General features: G+C 47.2%; 2 protein-coding genes and 2 pseudogenes. 1 reads left to right on the top strand and 3 read right to left on the bottom strand.

Annotated features, from left to right (window positions below; translation table 11 throughout):
* Positions 1-103 (top strand): annotated as a pseudogene (locus A3763_RS30145) (recombinase); the annotation flags it as partial.
* Here A3763_RS30145 and hypA read toward each other — a convergent pair.
* The 3 genes and pseudogenes from hypA to A3763_RS28670 form a co-directional block, all read right to left on the bottom strand.
* Positions 81-443 carry a hydrogenase maturation nickel metallochaperone HypA gene (gene hypA, locus A3763_RS13470; protein WP_068511667.1) on the bottom strand — a complete coding sequence of 121 codons (363 nt, stop codon included), beginning with the start codon at positions 441-443 and terminating at the stop codon, positions 81-83. The pseudogene A3763_RS30145 and the gene hypA overlap by 23 nt on opposite strands.
* Complete coding sequence (locus A3763_RS13475; protein ID WP_068511665.1) at positions 436-888, bottom strand: hydrogenase maturation protease; 453 nt, start codon at positions 886-888, stop codon at positions 436-438. Before A3763_RS13475 ends, hypA begins: the two co-directional genes overlap by 8 nt.
* 15 nt (positions 889-903) lie before the next feature.
* Positions 904-1,108 (bottom strand): annotated as a pseudogene (locus A3763_RS28670) (Ni/Fe hydrogenase subunit alpha); the annotation flags it as partial.

Consider the following 1,108-nt stretch of genomic DNA (forward strand, 5'->3'; position numbering starts at 1 on the left):
GCAAGAACTATTGGGGCATTCCGACGTTGCCACGACGATGATTTATACCCACACAGCTAATTTCTCTAAGGGCAAGACTTCTAGTCCGTTGGACTTTCTTTAGTGCTAACCTGCAAAGAACTAATCCTAACCTGGTCTCCCTGTATCACCTCTAAGCCGAAAGCCCCGCAGTGAGAACAAGCATCGTATAGGTGCTTGATTTCACTTTGTTTCTGGCAGCTTCCGCATAGGCCAATACCTGAAGGGCGGGATAGGATTAACTTCGCATTGTCTGCAATGGAGCCTTTCATCACGGCGTCAAAACAAAACTGCATAGCTTCTGCCTCGACATGGCTTAGTTGACCGACCTCTAAATAAACGGCTTCAACCAAGTTGAAGTGCTCGGCTTCGGCTTGTTCTTCAATGAGTTCACGCATACTTTCCGCAAGTGATAGCTCATGCATGCTCGCTAATCCACTTGGTAGTGAACGCGAGGGCTTTATCTAAATTGCCTTGGGCGCGCGGGCTCAGTGTCTCGTCAAAGACATCAAATTCGTAGCCGCGAATTGCCAGAATAAAGGCTTCGGGTTTTGTCTCATATAAGGTATGGCACAATTGCAGAACCGACTCAGGTTGAAGCTGATGGCTGCCCAGGCTTTGTTGATCATTAGCGCTGGCTTCATTAAACGAAAAGGGTGGGGAAGAGTCTAAACTCGCGTCTACAAATACCACCGTGTCGTACTGTGTAATGTCGTAAGCGTCTTCGACGGTGAGTTGGTAGTTTGAAGAAAGGCTTACTTTATCAGCAAGTATTGAGTCATCTTCGAGTGCTTTAATAAGCGCCGGGCCGAGGCCATCATCTTGTCTGCCAGGGTTGCCGTAGCCAATAAAGAGTATCTTCTTAATCATCTAGATCTTGCTCATCTAGTGTTGGCCATCTACAAACTGGCTGTTACTGTCGATCAGTTTATTTTCATGATCAAACAGCTCCACCTTGAGCGGCATTTGGCCGAGCGCATGGGTTGCACAAGATAAACATGGGTCGTAAGCGCGAACGGCCACTTCGATATGATTGAGCATGCCTTCCGATATTTTGTTCTTGCCTGAAATATATTTTCGGGCGACATCG

The organism is Oleiphilus sp. HI0128 (assembly GCF_001635365.1).

Excerpts from the sequence above, each read along its gene's own strand:
- A3763_RS13475 (WP_068511665.1), bottom strand. The coding sequence starts at position 888 with ATGATTAAGAAGATACTCTTTATTGGCTACGGCAACCCTGGCAGACAA.
- hypA (WP_068511667.1), bottom strand. The coding sequence starts at position 443 with ATGCATGAGCTATCACTTGCGGAAAGTATGCGTGAACTCATTGAAGAA.